The sequence below is a fragment of the Sphaerisporangium krabiense genome (genome assembly GCF_014200435.1).
Lineage (GTDB): Bacteria > Actinomycetota > Actinomycetes > Streptosporangiales > Streptosporangiaceae > Sphaerisporangium > Sphaerisporangium krabiense.
Genome location: NZ_JACHBR010000001.1, coordinates 2,660,748 through 2,674,932 on the forward strand (window position 1 = coordinate 2,660,748; position 14,185 = coordinate 2,674,932).

Annotated in this window: 13 protein-coding genes; 9 read left to right on the plus strand and 4 right to left on the minus strand. The window is 69.5% G+C overall.

Features of this window, described 5'->3' with window-relative positions; translation table 11 throughout:
- Window positions 1–104: 104 nt before the first annotated feature.
- On the plus strand, window positions 105–773 hold the full coding sequence (locus tag BJ981_RS11870) for a hypothetical protein (protein WP_184610775.1): 669 nt from the start codon (window positions 105–107) through the stop codon (window positions 771–773).
- Window positions 774–1,086: 313 nt separating this feature from the next.
- On the opposite strand, the gene BJ981_RS11875 is transcribed toward BJ981_RS11870, so the two are convergent.
- Window positions 1,087–1,791: a LysR family substrate-binding domain-containing protein gene (locus tag BJ981_RS11875; RefSeq protein ID WP_184610777.1), complete on the minus strand. Its 705-nt coding sequence runs from the start codon at window positions 1,789–1,791 to the stop codon at window positions 1,087–1,089.
- 79 nt (window positions 1,792–1,870) lie between these two features.
- On the opposite strand from BJ981_RS11875, the gene BJ981_RS11880 reads away from it, so the two are divergent.
- The 5 genes from BJ981_RS11880 (at window position 1,871) to BJ981_RS11900 (ending at window position 5,666) form a co-directional block, all read left to right on the plus strand.
- A complete protein-coding gene (locus BJ981_RS11880) occupies window positions 1,871–2,242 on the plus strand; it encodes a DUF5997 family protein (RefSeq protein ID WP_184610778.1) in 372 nt (123 codons plus the stop codon).
- Window positions 2,243–2,417: 175 nt separating this feature from the next.
- Entirely contained in the window at window positions 2,418–2,966 is a 549-nt protein-coding gene (locus BJ981_RS11885; protein WP_184610780.1) for a GNAT family N-acetyltransferase, read from the plus strand.
- A 515-nt stretch (window positions 2,967–3,481) separates the two neighbouring features.
- The gene (locus BJ981_RS11890) at window positions 3,482–4,060 is read left to right on the plus strand and encodes a dihydrofolate reductase family protein (RefSeq protein ID WP_184610782.1); all 579 of its coding nucleotides are present in this window, start codon (window positions 3,482–3,484) and stop codon (window positions 4,058–4,060) included.
- A 17-nt stretch (window positions 4,061–4,077) separates the two neighbouring features.
- A complete protein-coding gene (locus tag BJ981_RS11895) occupies window positions 4,078–4,455 on the plus strand; it encodes a YciI family protein (RefSeq protein ID WP_184610784.1) in 378 nt (125 codons plus the stop codon).
- Window positions 4,437–5,666: an RNA polymerase sigma factor gene (locus tag BJ981_RS11900; protein WP_239139387.1), complete on the plus strand. Its 1,230-nt coding sequence runs from the start codon at window positions 4,437–4,439 to the stop codon at window positions 5,664–5,666. Before BJ981_RS11895 ends, BJ981_RS11900 begins: the two co-directional genes overlap by 19 nt.
- Window positions 5,667–5,745: 79 nt before the next feature.
- Here the strand turns inward: BJ981_RS11900 and BJ981_RS11905 are convergent, their stop codons facing one another.
- The gene (locus BJ981_RS11905; protein ID WP_184610786.1) at window positions 5,746–8,190 is read right to left on the minus strand and encodes a family 20 glycosylhydrolase; all 2,445 of its coding nucleotides are present in this window, start codon (window positions 8,188–8,190) and stop codon (window positions 5,746–5,748) included.
- Between the two features lie 325 nt (window positions 8,191–8,515).
- Between BJ981_RS11905 and BJ981_RS11910 the strand changes: the two genes are divergently transcribed.
- Together BJ981_RS11910 and BJ981_RS11915 are read left to right on the plus strand one after the other, a co-directional pair.
- Complete coding sequence (locus BJ981_RS11910) at window positions 8,516–10,003, plus strand: sulfatase family protein (RefSeq protein ID WP_239139388.1); 1,488 nt, start codon at window positions 8,516–8,518, stop codon at window positions 10,001–10,003.
- Between the two features lie 51 nt (window positions 10,004–10,054).
- Window positions 10,055–11,062 carry an aliphatic sulfonate ABC transporter substrate-binding protein gene (locus BJ981_RS11915; RefSeq protein ID WP_184610788.1) on the plus strand — a complete coding sequence of 336 codons (1,008 nt, stop codon included), beginning with the start codon at window positions 10,055–10,057 and terminating at the stop codon, window positions 11,060–11,062.
- 157 nt (window positions 11,063–11,219) lie between these two features.
- Here the strand turns inward: BJ981_RS11915 and BJ981_RS11920 are convergent, their stop codons facing one another.
- The gene (locus BJ981_RS11920; RefSeq protein ID WP_184610790.1) at window positions 11,220–12,002 is read right to left on the minus strand and encodes an ABC transporter ATP-binding protein; all 783 of its coding nucleotides are present in this window, start codon (window positions 12,000–12,002) and stop codon (window positions 11,220–11,222) included.
- A complete protein-coding gene (locus BJ981_RS11925; RefSeq protein WP_184615952.1) occupies window positions 11,999–12,805 on the minus strand; it encodes an ABC transporter permease in 807 nt (268 codons plus the stop codon). Before BJ981_RS11925 ends, BJ981_RS11920 begins: the two co-directional genes overlap by 4 nt.
- Before the next feature lie 366 nt (window positions 12,806–13,171).
- Here BJ981_RS11925 and BJ981_RS11930 point away from each other — a divergent pair, with 366 nt between their 5' ends.
- Window positions 13,172–14,173: a formylglycine-generating enzyme family protein gene (locus BJ981_RS11930; protein WP_184610793.1), complete on the plus strand. Its 1,002-nt coding sequence runs from the start codon at window positions 13,172–13,174 to the stop codon at window positions 14,171–14,173.
- Window positions 14,174–14,185: the final 12 nt, after the last annotated feature.

The window sequence follows — 14,185 nt, forward strand, 5'->3', positions numbered from 1 at the left end:
GGTGTGAGAAGGCGTCCAGGCAGTGCCGGGCGGGTCATTGAGACAGGAGCAGGCCGCTGTAGGAACACCAGGAGGATGTCATCGGTGTTCGCTTAGATGGGCGTATGACTGCTCATGATGTGGCCTGTCTGCTGCCTGGCATTCCGGTGCTCCGTGACCTCTGCCGGTCGGTGGCGGTATTGGAGGCGATCCTGAGCCCTGACTGGGAGAGCCGATATCACTCCTTCGATGTGATGTGGAGCCCTGGAGAGGAGATGGCCTCGATGCGGAACGGGTCGGGAGATGAGTACTCCATCGTCTTCTCGGCGGCCGGTGCGTACATCCGCGGCTTCGACCATGAGGCGGTGATGAGCCCGTACATGGAGGACGGGCCGTGGCCGGGAGTGCTCGACTCGGTGCCCGGTGTCTTTCGTCACCTGGTGGAGGAGGCCGCGTTCTGTGACGAGGACGGTATGCCGGTGGTAACTGCCTGCCTGTGGCGTGAGGCACGGGATGAGCATTGGCGGGTGGGAGAGATCGAGTACCCGGACGGTGAGAACGACCCGGATGGAGCCGCTCGCCTGTTCGGACTGCTCGTCGATCCGTCGCCGGAGGCGTTTCAGCGGTTCGCCGAGGATTATTACGAGATCTCCGTGGACCTCGATGCTGTGCGGCACCTCTATGCTCTTCGCCCTCTCACGTCGGCAGTCGTCACCGCGTTGAACCCTGATCTCACCTTGGGGGATCTGGCCGAAGACCTCGCGGCGGCGAGGTATCCGTCTGTGGCCGGCTGAGTGATTGCTCTGTGGGGACTGGGTGAGGTGCCTCCAGGGCCAGCCCCCGTGAGATGAATGCTGTACAGCAGTCTGTACAGCGACATCGCCTCACTCGATCACACTCCACCAGCCCGTTTCCACCGCCTGAGCAGGCCGAGACGTCGCTGACGAGGTATCTGCTGCCCTTCCCTACGGATCAGAAGGTCGGGGGTTCGGGTCCACTCGGCCGCGCCAGATGGAAGCCCTGGTCATTTCAGCGATGGCCAGGGCGTTTGTGCGTTGGTGTTCGCATCCATACTGAAGGCGATTGATGCATCTGCCTGCGGGGCGGTCAGCGAGGCCGGGGGCCCTTCTTCTTGCGGCCGGCTAGTGCGGTCCGGCGGGCGGAGCTGTTCTGTGTGGGTTTTTGTGCTTTTCGTGGAGTCGGTTTCTCCGCGGGGGAGGCGGGGGGGCGGCCGCGTGAGCTGTTCACTGTGCGGCCGCGGACGATGCCGATGAAATCTTCGACCAGCTCGGTGGTCGCGTCCGTGGGCCAGGTCAGTGCGACCTGGGACTGCGGGGCGTCCGGCACCGGTCGGTAAGTGAGATCTCTGCGGTGGTGGAGGCGTGCCAGTGACAGCGGGACCAGGAGAATTCCGGTGCCGGACGCCACCAGCTTGATCGTGTCCGCCGTTGTGGCCGGGCGGGTGAACGCGGGTAGCCCGGGGCGGGCCGTCCATTCGATGGTGTCGTCCAGAGGGTGGAACACCTCCTCGTCGACGAGGTCGGCGATGGTCACCTCGTCGGCGGCGGCGATCGCGTGGTCCTTGGGCACCATGACCACCGTGGTCTCCACGTAGAGAGGGATCACGCTGAGTCCGTCCCGGTCGACCGGCAGCCTGACGAAGCCGGCGTCGGCGCCGCCGTTCCGCAGGACTTCCACCACTTCGGCGGCGGGAACCGCGACCAGGGTGACCGGCACGCCGGGCATTCTCTCGCTCCAGATGTCGACCCATTTCCCGAGTGTCACTCCGGGCGCGTACGCCAGTCGAAACATCCTGCCGGTCTCTCCATCAGTCACTTCCTCAGGGTACCGATGGCAGGGAAACCTGTTCCGGCTCACTACTCTTGACACCATGAGCTCGCCCAAACCGAAGAACACCCAGACGATGAAGCCTGTGACCGCGGCCAAGAAGCTGGGTGTGCCCCTCTCGGCCACTCCCGCCGAGTTCCAGGCGGGCGTCGTCTCCAGGGACGAGTTGAACCGGTTGCAGTCGACGCCACCCGCCTGGCTCACTGACCTGCGCCGTAACGGCCCGCACACCAAGCAGGTCATCGCCGCGAAGCTCAAGGTCTCCGTCGCCGGACTGATCAGAAACGGAGTCACCGGACCGCTCACCACCGCCGAGATCGAGGCGTTGAAAGCGGAGAACCCGGAGTGGCTGGAGCGCGAGCGGGCCCTCCAGATCGAGGTCCGCAAAGAAGCGCTCCGCCTGAAGCAACGCTAGAAAACCGAGATCCCGCACGTTCCACCTCAGACGCGTCTTCAGGCCGCCGTCACCGCGTCGCCGAGCGACCATCTGCTTGGTAACGAGCCTGGACGAGGCCGGCAGCGAACGACGATAACGGGATCCGGCCTTGTGTCTCAGGTCGCTCTCACGGGCGTGCGATAGGTTGCCTGCCATGGCTGAACTCGGGCCCGTCGCCTGGCCACCTGCCAGGATAAGGACCGAACGGCTCGTGCTTCGTGAGCCCGAGGTCCGAGACCGTGCGGCGCTCGTCAAGCTGTTCACCTCGCCCGAGGTGGGCGCCTACATCGGTGGGCCCCGGCCGCGTGACGAGTTCGAGCGCGCGTTGCCCGCCGTGCCCACGCGGCGCCCTGGCCTCTTCGTGGTCGATCTCGATGGGACGATGATCGGCATCATCGAGATCGACCGGCGCGACGCCGAGCGTCCGGGGCACGTCCGGCCGGATGGCGGTGAGGTCGAGGTCGGGTACATGTTCCTACCGGAGGCGTGGGGATACGGGTACGCCGCCGAGGCGTGCGCGGCGGCACTGGACTGGGTCGCCGACGCGCTGCCGGGCGAGCCGGTGGTGCTCACCACCCAGACCGCCAACGACCGCTCGATGCGCCTCGCGGCGAAGCTGGGGTTCACCGAGGTGGAGCGGTTCGAGGAGTACGGCGCCGAGCAGTGGTTCGGTGTGCGGTCCTCGGTCACGCTGTCAGGTTGAACTCGGCCCTTCTGTCGCATCATCTCGGCGCGGATGTCGTCAGAGGTCATGGCGCGGCTCGGTGAGTTGGGCGTGGAGGCGCCCGCGCTCGCGGGTGAAGCGGGTCCTGCGGCGGCTGCGGGCGAAGGCAGTGATGATCGGGATGCCGCGTGCGCCGGTCCGGCGGGCCACGCGGCGTACGTGTACGCCTGCGTCGCTGCGGTCATGGCCGGGACCGCAGATCACCCCGCCGACGAACCGGCGCGGCAGATTTCGAGGAGATTAAAAGTGCCTTTGAGCTGGGATGATGGGCTTATCTAAAGTCTTGTCCACATCGGCTCACAAGGTACTTCTCCCGTGAGGACCGTCGCGCGGTGGACGGCGACACCGTCTTACTCGCGCGGTCGTACGTGTCCCCCGCGTTTTCGGAGTGTCCATGGCTGGAGCGGTGGGTGTCTGTCTGGAGCTTTCGACTTCGTCATCACTGTGCCGGGGCGCGGGCGCGGTCTGGATGAGGACGAGGTGAGGAGTTCGGGGTGGGCACGGTCAGTGTTTTCGCGAGTGTTTGTGTTGATGGGGTCATGCAGGGGCCGGGGCGGGCGGATGAGGACACCAGGGGTGGGTTTCGGCACGGGGGTTGGGGGGTCGGGTACGCCGATGAGGTGATGGGGAGGTTCGTCGGGGGGATGGGGAGGGCGGCGGCGATGCTGTTCGGGCGGCGGTCGTACGACGATCTGCTGGGGTACTGGACGTCGGTGACCGAGCCCAACCCGTTCACCGAGGTGCTGGTGGGCTCGCGGAAGTACGTCGTGTCCCGGGAGGCAGGGGCTCGGCTCGTCCATCCCAACTCCACCCTGCTGGTGGGGGAGGCGGCCGGTACCGTCGCACGGCTGAAGGGCCGGATCGACGGTGTGATCAGGGTGCTCGGGAGCGGCGAGTTGGTGCGGTCGCTGCATGCGGCGGGGCTGGTCGACGAGTATGTCCTGCTGATTCACCCGATCGTGCTCGGCTCGGGCGCGCGGCTGTTCGGTGAAGGAGAACGTGCCGACCTGATGCTGCGAGAGGCGGTCACCACCACGACCGGTGTGCTGGTCGCGCGCTACGGGGTCACGTGACGAGGGAGGATCGGGACATGCGGTACATGCTGCTGTTTCATTACGGCGAGGCGAGCGAGGAGTCGATCGGGGCCGAGGCGATGGCCGCGGGGATGCGGGCCATGGCCAGTTACGCCGCGACGCTGGAGCAGGCCGGGATTCTGGTGAGCGGCCAGGTGCTGCGACCGTCGATCAGTTCGACCACGCTCACGCTGGTCGACGGGGAACCGCGGATCCAGGACGGGCCGTTCGCCGACACCAAGGAGCAACTCGGGGGCGTGATCGTCATCGACGTGCCGGATCTGGACGCCGCCCTGGAGTGGGCGCGGCAGGCGCCGCCGCTGGCGTGGGGCGCCGTCGAGGTCCGGCCCGGTGCCGTGCACATCGAGGGCGGGACGTGGGTCGCGTCATCGTGACCGGGGAGACGGCCGCGCACGTCGCCGAGCGCACCGCGCGGGCGTCCTACGGCCGGCTGGTCGCCCTGCTGGCCGCGCCGGCCGGCGACCTCCAGCTCGCGGAGGACACGCTGGCGCACGCGTTCGAGCAGGCTCTGACCACGTGGCCGCGCGACGGTGTACCGGACAACCCTGAAGGCTGGCTGCTGACGGTCGCGCGCAACCGGCAGCGGGATCTGTGGAAGTCCGCCGCGCACCGCCGCAACCAGCCGCTGGAGGCGGCCACCGACGCCGTCGAGCCACTGAATGACCTCGAACCGGACCGGATCCCCGACCGGCGGCTGGCCCTGCTGTTCGTCTGCGCTCACCCGGCCATCGCCGCCGGCGTCCGTACCCCGCTGATGTTGCAGGCCGTGCTCGGGTTCGACGCCGCCCAGATCGCGCGGGCCTTCGCCGTGCCCGCCGGGACGATGTCGCAACGGCTGGTGCGGGCCAAGCGGCGGATCAGGGACGCCGGAATTCCCTTCGTCGTTCCCGGGCGGCAGGCGATGCCCGAGCGGCTGCCGCCGGTGCTCGAGGCGGTGTACGGCTGCTACGCGCTGGCCTTCTCTGAGCGGGGCGAGGGGACGTCGGTCGCGGGGGAGGCCCGGTACCTGGCCGTCACGATCGCCGGGCTGCTCGGCGACGCGCCCGAGGCGTGGGCGCTGGCGGCGCTGCTCACCCTGGCCTCGGCGCGTGCCACGACACCCGGCGACCGGTATCTGCCGTTGCAGGACCAGGACCCGGGCGAGTGGGACCGTGACCTCATCGCCGAGGGTGAGTCCTATCTCCGGCTGGCCGAGCGTCCCGGCCAGGCGCCCGGGCGGTTTCAGCTGGAGGCGGCGATCCAGGCGGTCCACTGCGATCGGGCCCGGAGCGGCGCCACCGACTGGGACACCCTGTGCACGCTTTACACCGCTCTGGTCGCGATCGCGCCGAGCCTGGGCAGCCGGGTGGCCTACGCCGCCGTGCTGGGCCGTACCCGTTCGCCGCAGATGGGCCTGTCGGTGCTGGAGGCGTTGCCCGTCGAACGGGAACGGTTCCAGCCCTATCACGCGGCACACGGGGACCTGCTCGCCCGGCTCGGCCGGCACGAGGACGCGGTCGCGGCCTACACCCGAGCGTCCATGCTCAGCACGGACCCGGCCGTCCGGACCTTCCTCGAACGACGCGCCGAGGAGCTGTCCCGCTGACCGCCGGCGACAGGAGCCGGACTCCCCGCCAGGAGGAGCCCGGCCCTCTGCCGAAAGGCGACAAGACGGGCGAGATCGGTCAGGTGCCGGCGGAGACGGTGACCGTCAGGCGCCCTTCGACCGGAGCCTGACCGGGCAGGCGGACCGAGAGTGTTCCCGTGTACGTTCCCGGCTGGGTGAAGGTCCGGTTGGATCTCGCGGTGAAGGCGTCGTTGATCCGCATGTCGGGGATGCTCGCCTCCCGGGTGGTCGTCGGGGTGAGGTTCTCCTGCACGCCGTCGCTCCAGACGACGGTCGCCACGAGGTCGGCGGACGCGGCTCCCGGGGCGGTGACGGTCCAGGTCGCCCCGGCCTGCTGGCCGGTCCTGACGGTCACCGGGGCGCCGAGCGCCTCCGTCCGCCACGCCACGTCCGCGGTGGGGAAGAAGTTCGTTCCCTGGACGGTCAGGCGGCCGCCGGCCTTGGACAGGCGCGTTCTGAAGTCGGCGTAGTCGCGCTGTGCCTGCGGGGTCCATCCGGCCTCGGCGGTGGCGATGAGGCGGGGGAAGCTGTAGTACTGCGCCTGGCCGAGGCGCCGGATGAACTCGCCCCATAGGGCGGACTCGACGCCCAGCACGTTGGACTCGGCGACGCCGGGGACGAACGCGCCGGGGTTCCAGTTGTAGTGGCGATCCAGGCCGCAGACCCCGCCGCAGGCCCACGTGCCGCCCTGGGGCTGGCGGGAGTCCTGCTTCTGGGGCACGTAGGTGTTGGGCGCGGGGGAGAGGATCACCTTGGCGCCGCGGTTGTTCACCGCGTTGGCGACGGCCGTCAGGTCCCCGGTCCAGAACTGCACGACGGCCTTGTTCTGCGGCAGCGCGGTCCCGGCGTACTCATTCCAGCCGACGACGGTCTTGCCGAGGGACGCGATCTTCTGCGTGAAGGCGTTGACCATCTTCGTGTAGTCGGCGTGGCTCGTGACGTGCGCCTCGTCCCCGCCGATGTGCAGGTACGGCCCGGGTGTCATCGCGGCGATCTGGGTGAGGACGCGCTCGGCGAACTCGTAGGTCACGTCGCTGTTCGCGTCCAGTGACGAGTAGCCGACCGCCCCGGTGCCGTTGGCGGGCACGGTCGACTGTCCCGGCTGGAGCTGTGGCCGGGCGCCCGCGGTGTTGAGCTGCGGGACGGCGTGCAGCGCGGCGTTGGTGTGGCCGGGCATGTCGATCTCGGGGATCACCGTCATGCCGTTCTCGCCGGCGTAACGGACGATCTCGGCGTAGTCGGCCTTGGTGTAGTAGCCGGTGATGCCGGGCTCGGTGCCCCGGTCCGTCATCGCGGTGCCGCCGCTCACCTCGGTGAGCAGCCCGTAGTCGATGCCGGACGGGTTGCTCCGCGGGTCGTCCAGCGCGATGCGCCATCCCTGGTCGTCGGTCAGGTGCAGGTGGAGACGGTTGATCTTGAACTGTGCCGCCGAGTCGATGTACGCCTTGACCTCGTTCACCGGATAGAAGCTGCGGGCGACGTCGAGCATCATCCCGCGGTGCGGGAAACGCGGGTAGTCGGTGATCGTCACCGTGGGCGCCGTCCACGGGGCGGTGACGACGGTGTCGGACTCCAGCCACTGCGGGAACAACTGGCGCAGCGTCTGCACGCCGTTGAGCGCGCCGTTGGGCGTGTCCGCGCTGATGAGGACGCGACCGGCGGCGACGGTGAGCTTGTATCCCTCGGCCCCCTGGCCTGCGGGTCCCTTGCCCGGTCCGACGTCGATGACGATGGGCGCGGGCCCTGCTTCCGTCCCGACGACGGGCAGGGCGTATCCCGTCGACGGACGGAGCAGCCTGGCGAGGTACCCCGCGGGCGCCTGGGCTCCGGCTCCGAGCGCGACGACGCGCGTGTCCCTGTTCAGCGTGTACGGTGTGCCGCCGTTCTCCTGGACCGAGACCGGTTTGGGCAGCAGGCCGAGCGTCGGGGCGGGCGGCGCGGGCGGGGAGTCCCAGATCTGGAACTCGGAGATGGAGTACCCGTAGCCCGCCCAGCGCTTGCGGCCCTGCATCCGGACATGGGAGACGGGCGTCGTGGACCGCACCTCGATGACGTCGGTCCTGGGGCAGGTGCCGCGTTGCAGCGTGGCGACGTCGGTCCAGGTGGTGCCGTTGGTCGAGGTCTGCAGGACGAAGTCGCGGGCGCAGGCGTTGGGCCAGGTGAGGGTGACGTGGTCGACGACGGACGGCTGGGCCAGCTTGACCTGCACCCAGTTGTCGTCCTGGTACTTCGACGACCAGCGGGTGTTCGTGTCACCGTCGTTGACGTGCGCCGCGACGAAGGTGTCGCGGTCCAGCTCGACGCTGGAGGCGGTGGCCGTGCCGGCGAGGGCCAGGTTGACCGGGGCCGCCGCGGCGGCGACGGCGACAGGCCGGGCAGGCGACGCGGACGCCTCTGCCGTGCCGGCGGGGGAGATCGACAGCGTCGCGGCCAGGACGGCCGACAGGGCGGCGGGGATCGAGCGGTGTCTCGACCGCCAGGTTGGCAGGGGGGTTTCCGACATGGGGCTCCTTTGCGATGTCCGCCCGGCACCGCCGGGCGTGTCTCGGGCAGGCCTCTCGATAACGGTGAGTGTGGGCCCCGAGTCCCATTAGGTCAATGGACTTGACATAAATCCATGATGTGGATCAACGGGATGCGTGCTCCCGGGCCGGGTCCGCCTCCGGGCTGTCGGCCGTGACGTGGCCGCCGCACGCGAGGTGCCGACGGTCGGGCCGCGTGGAGATGGCGTTCCGGGCCCGCAGCGGGCTTTCGGACACGTTCCCCCTTGTCACCCACCCAGCGGCCCATTAACGTCAACTCTTAGGAATAAAGTGATCGGAGACCGAGTGACCACCCCACGCAACGTCCTCTTCCTGATGACCGACCAGCACCGGGTCGACACGCTTGGCTGCTACGGCAACCCGGTGGTGCGCACCCCGGCGCTGGACGACCTGGCCGCGCAGGGCGCCCGCTTCGACCGCTTCTACACGCCCACCGCGATCTGCACGCCCGCGCGGGCGTCCCTGTTCACCGGCCTGCACCCGTTCCGGCACGGCCTGCTCGTCAACCCCGAGCGCAACGGCGGCGCCCGCGACGAGGTCGCCGACGACCAGCCGGTCCTGCCCGCGCCGATGCGCGCGGCCGGGTACAACCTCGGGCACGTCGGGAAGTGGCACATCGGCCGTGAGCGTGGACCCGAGTTCTACTCCATGGACGGCGAGCACCTGCCCGGTGCGCTCAACCCGTTCCACCACCCCTCCTACGAGCGCTGGCTCAAGGAGAACGGCCACCCGCCCTTCGCGGTGCGGGACCCGGTCTTCGGCAAGGCCCCCAACGACTCCGGGCGCGGCCACCTGATCGCCGGGCGGCTCCTCCAGCCGGCCGAGGCGACCGTCGAGGCGTTCCTGACCGACCGCACGCTGGAACTGCTGGAGCGCTACGCCCGCGACTTCCACGACGGCGGCAGGCCCTTCATGCTCTCCTGCCACTTCTACGGCCCGCATCTGCCGTACCTGATCCCCGACGCGTACTACGACATGTACGACCCCGAGCAGGTGCCGCTGCCGGAGTCGATGGCCGAGACCTTCGCCGGCAAGCCCGACGTGCAGCGCCGCTACGCCGAGTACTGGTCGGCCGACCACTTCGACGCCGACGCCTGGCGCAAGCTGATCGCGGTCTACTGGGGCTACGTCACGTTGATCGACGACCAGGTCGGCCGGATCGTCGCCGCGCTGCGCGAGCACGGGCTCTGGGACGACACCGCCGTGATCTTCACCGCCGACCATGGTGAGTTCACCGGGGCCCACCGGCTCAACGACAAGGGCCCGGCGATGTACGAGGACATCTACCGCATTCCCGGCATCGTCCGCGTCCCCGGCGCCCCGCCCTGGGTCGTCGACGAGTTCGCCACGCTGGTCGACCTCAACCCGACGATCCTGGAGCTGGCCGGGCTACCGCCGCAGGACCCCTGCGACGGCGAGAGCCTGATTCCGCTGGTGAACGGCGAACCGGTGGACGGGCGAACCGAGGTGGTCGCGGAGTTCCACGGCCACCACTTCCCCTACTCTCAGCGCATGCTCCGGGACCACCGCCACAAGCTGGTGTTCAACCCCGAGAGCGTGCACGAGCTGTACGACCTGGAGAGCGACCCGCACGAACTGCACAACGTCTACACCGCTCCCGCCTACGCCGCCGTACGGCGCGACCTCACCGTGCGGCTCTACCGCGAGCTGCTGCGCCGCGGCGATCCGGCCTACACCTGGATGAGTTACATGTCCGACATCGGCGAGAACCGCGCTCCCGACGTCGACGGCGTCGCCGACGAGGTCGCCTGAGGCTTCCGGCGCTCTTTCCATCACCACCCCACCCCCCTCGAAAGGACCTCCATGAGGCGTCCTCGCAGGCTGGCCGCGGCTTTCACCGCGGCGCTTGCCCTTCTCATCTCCGCCGCCTGCGGTTCCTCCGGCAACGGGACGGGCGCCGCGGAACCTAAGACGGTGAGGTTCGGCTACATCGCCGACTTCGCCGGCGCCGCCGTACTGGCCACGGCCGACAAGCAGGGCCTGTGGGCCAAGCACGGCCTGAAGCCCGACCTGAAGGTCTTCACCAACGGACCACTGCAGATCCAGGCGCTCGGCTCGGGTGACATCGACTTCGGCTACATCGGCTCCGGCGCGACCTGGCTGCCGGCCAGTGGCAAGGCGAAGATCATCGCACCGAACATGCTCGGCCAGGCCGACCGGATCGTCACCCACGCCGACTCCGGGATCACCTCCGTCGCCGCTCTGAAGGGCAAGAAGATCGGCGTGCCCGAGGGCACCTCGGGCGACATGATCCTGCAGCTCGCGCTCAAGGAGGCCGGCCTGACCGTCAAGGACGTGCAGAAGGTCAACATGGACCCGAGCACGGTGGTCACCGCCTTCTCCGCCAAGCAGATCGACGCCGCGGCCATCTGGTACCCGTTGATCGACACGATCAAGAAGAACGCGCCCGGCCTGGTCGAACTGACCAAGAGCGAGGACTACTACCCGCGGCTCAGCTTCCCCAGCTCCTTCGTCGCCCGCAACGAGCTGGTCGCCGACGACACCGCGACGGTGACCAAGGTGCTCAAGGTCATCCAGGAGGCCGACGACTGGATCGCGGCCAACACCGCCGAGGCGGAGACCCTGACCGCCACGTTCCTGAAGGTCCCGGCCGAGCAGTTCAAGGGCGCCGCCGCGGTCACGAAGATCCTGCCCACCGCCGAGCTGGTCAAGTTGACCGAGGACGGGTCGGTCGCCGGCTGGTACAAGGGCCTGGCCGACATCTTCGTCGCCATGGGCAAGCTGCCCCAGTCCCCCGACCCCGCCACCTATTTCACCGCCGACCTGTACAAGTCGGCGCGCTCCGGATGACGTGCGGCGACCGTGCGCCACATCCGGCGAAGCGGTCGCCCGCCATGATGCTCTGGCACGGCGAAGGGCCGGATGAACAGGGGGGCCGCCCTGTTCATCCGGCCCTTCGTCTCGGCCGGGGTCCGGGCGGCCGGGGTGACCGGCCGCCCGTCCGGGGTCAGGCGGCCGGCGCGGCCGGCGCCTGGTGATAGACCGAGTGCCAGACCTCGTTGCGGATGCGCCCGAACTCCGGCGACAGCCGGATCTCCTCGGTCCGCGGGTAGGGCAGGTCGACGTCGATGACCTTGTAGATCCGCCCGGGTCGCGCCGCCATGACGACCACCCGGTTGGCCAGGTAGACCGCCTCGTCGACGTCGTGGGTGATGAACATGACGGTCCTGCGCTCCTGGCTCCAGGTGCGCAGGAGCTGGTCCTGCAGCTGCACACGGGTCAGCGCGTCCAGAGCCCCGAAGGGCTCGTCCATGAGCAGGACCTCCGGGTTCACCGCGTAGGCCCGGGCGATGGCGCAGCGCTGTTTCATGCCGCCGGACAGGGTCTTCGGCAGCGCGTCGGCGAAGTCGGCCAGGCCGACCAGGTCGATCGCCCGCTGGGCCCGCCCACGCCGCTCCTCGGGAGAGATCGCGGAGAGCTTGAGGCCGAACTCGACGTTCTTGCGTACGGTCAGCCAGGGGAAGAGGGCGTACTGCTGGAAGATCACGCCGCGGTCCGGCCCGGGTCCGGCGACCGGACGTCCGTCGATGAGGATCTGGCCGGTACCGGGGTCGATCAGCCCGGCCGCCATGCCCATCAGTGTGCTCTTGCCGCAGCCGGACGGCCCGACGACGGTCACGAACTCGCGGTCGGCGATGTCCAGGGAGACCTCGCTGAGCGCGACGAAGTCGGTGTCCTTGAGCGGGAAGCTCTTCGACACGCCCTGGAAGGAGATCTTCTTGCTGTTCATCGGCGTTCCTGCCATCCGGTGAGGCGACGCTCGGCCAGGAGCAGTAGGCGGTCCATGGCCAGACCGAGCACGCCGATGCTGATCAGACCGACGAAGATCGTCGGAAGGTCGTAGTAGAGCTGGGCCTGCTGCATCCGGTAGCCCAGCCCCTCCTGGGCGGCGATCAGTTCGGCGGCGACCAGGGTGCCCCACGCCGCGCCGAGACCGATGCGCATGCCGACGATGATGAACGGAGTGGAGGCCGGGACCACGACCTTCAGGAAGATGACCCGGTCGGAGGCGCCCAGCACGCGGGCGGCGTTGATCAGGGTCTTGTCCACGTCCATCACCCCCTGGAAGGTCGCCACCACGCTGGACAGGAAGGCCGCCAGGAAGATGACGAAGATCTTGGGGGTCTCGCCGATGCCCATCAGCAGGATCGCCAACGGGATGATCGCCAGCGGCGGGATGGTGCGGAAGAACTGGACGTAAGGCTCGATGAGGCCGCGGGCGGTGCCGTACCAGCCCATGAGGAAGCCGACCGGGACGGCGAGCGCGGTCCCCAGCGCGAAGCCGGTGAAGACCCGGCGCAGGCTGGCGAGGATGTCGGCCGGGAGGGTGCCGTCCGCGATCAGCTCGGCGCCTCGGACGGCCACGTCGACGGGACCCGTGAGTCCCTGGATGCCGGATCTGGACAGCAGGGTCCAGATTCCGAGGCCCAGCACCACGGCGATCACGTTGAGGGCGATGCCGCGGACCGGCCCGCGCGCCCGGCGGCGTCTGGGAGTGGGGGTGGGGGTGTCGGGAACGGTCACGGCGGTCATGGCCACTGGTCAATCGTCACTGGGAATATCCTCTTCAACGGGACGTGAGCCGCTCGGCACGGTCGGATACCAGGTGGGCGGCGGTGATCGGGCAACCCCCGCTTCCGGGGCGGCGTCGTCTGCGCCACAGGCCCGGCAGCCGTTCCCCGTGGGTTTCCCTTGGCCACCACCCTTCGGGACGGCGGAGCACCGGACCTCGGCGCCCCGCGGCCGATGAGCTCTTCCATTTTTTCCGAAGCACGGTCAAAATTACCTCACCGGCGGTCGGACGTGAACCCCCACTCGCAAGGACGGAGACGACCGGCGAGGCCACCCGGCGTCCGCCGCGCGAGGGACCACACCGCACGTGATCACTGAGAGGACGGGATGACCAGCTGCTGCTCCCCCGGGAGGGAACCCGCGCGGACACCTGTGACGGTCCCGGCGCCCCCGTACCGGATCGGCCTCACCGCCGAGGCGGTCGCGTCTCCGGGCCGCCACGACCCCGCGGCGCCCCCGGAGGGCATGGTGACCATCCCGGGCGGGACGTTCCTCATGGGCGGCGAGGATCCGGACGGCTGGGCGGCCGACGGGGAAGGACCCGTCCGGGAGGTGACGCTGCGCCCGTTCCTGATCGACGCGATGTGCGTGACCAACGCGGAGTTCGCCCGGTTCGCCGAGGACACCGGGTACCGGACGGAGGCCGAACGGTTCGGCTGGTCCTACGTCTTCCATCTCTTCGCCGACCGCCGCCACGCCATCGACGGCCACGTGCCCGGCGCCCCGTGGTGGCTGGCGGTCACCGGCGCGACCTGGCGTTCCCCCGAGGGCCCCGGCTCCGCCGTCGCCTCCCGGCAGGACCACCCCGTGGTCCACGTCTCCTGGAACGACGCCGCCGCCTACGCCGCCTGGGCGGGCAAGCGCCTGCCCACCGAGGCCGAGTGGGAGATGGCCGCCCGCGGCGGACTGGCGCGGGCCCGCTATCCCTGGGGGAACGAGCTGACGCCGGACGGTGCGCACCGGTGCAACATCTGGCAGGGCCGTTTCCCGCACGCCGACACCGCCGAGGACGGCTACGCGGGAACCGCTCCGGTCGACGCCTTCCTCCCCAACGGCTACGGCCTGTACAACACCTCGGGCAACGTCTGGGAGTGGTGTGCCGACCGGTGGAGCACCGACTGGCACACGGCCGGATCGTCCCGGACCCGGATCGACCCGCAGGGCCCTCCGGCGGGCACGGCCCGCGTGGTGCGCGGCGGCTCGCACCTGTGCCACGACTCCTACTGCAACCGCTACCGTGTGGCCGCCCGCACGGGGAACACCCCCGACTCCTCCACCGGCCACACCGGCTTCCGCTGCGCCGCCACCCCGCGACGCGTCTTCGCGTGAGCCGGACGGCGG